This is a genomic window from Shigella sp. SIG3 (assembly GCF_053555855.1).
Genome location: NZ_JBQZXE010000320.1, coordinates 1 through 451, shown reverse-complemented (window position 1 = coordinate 451; position 451 = coordinate 1). Strand labels below are relative to the sequence as shown.

Genomic DNA, 451 nt, shown 5'->3' with positions numbered 1-451 from the left:
GTCACCTTCAGGCCATCGCTGACACCTTCCCAGCGCATATACCCGCTGGCAGCCGTGGCCCCCTTGCGCGGACACCGTTTCATCGCAGCATGTCGCGCCAGCCAGAACTCATCGCACAGGTCAGGCAGCATGTTCATTGCCAGATAATCGATGTACCCGTAAACCGTATGCAGCGCCGCCGCATACACCTTTGCCCGCACGTCTTCATCCATGCGCCGGAGCGTGTCGCTGACGTCCAGCCTGGCGAATAAATCGTTACGGAGCATACTGATATTTTCTGCCAGCGTCGGGCGCTGAAATTCACTGTCCGCCATGCGTTATCGCACTCCACAGATCATCAAAAGAAATCATTACCGGTCCGTCACGACGCCAGAGAGTGATACTGTTACCCAGTTCATTAATCCCGGTGCGGCGGATATCCAGATCAATACGGGACACCACGCCGTCATCA

2 pseudogenes are annotated in these 451 nt (G+C 56.3%); both read right to left on the bottom strand.

Features of this window, described 5'->3' with window-relative positions:
* A pseudogene (locus tag ACUU1I_RS21210) lies at positions 1–314 on the bottom strand (baseplate J/gp47 family protein); the annotation flags it as partial.
* Positions 301–451: pseudogene (locus ACUU1I_RS21205) on the bottom strand (phage GP46 family protein); the annotation flags it as partial. The pseudogenes ACUU1I_RS21210 and ACUU1I_RS21205, both read right to left, overlap by 14 nt.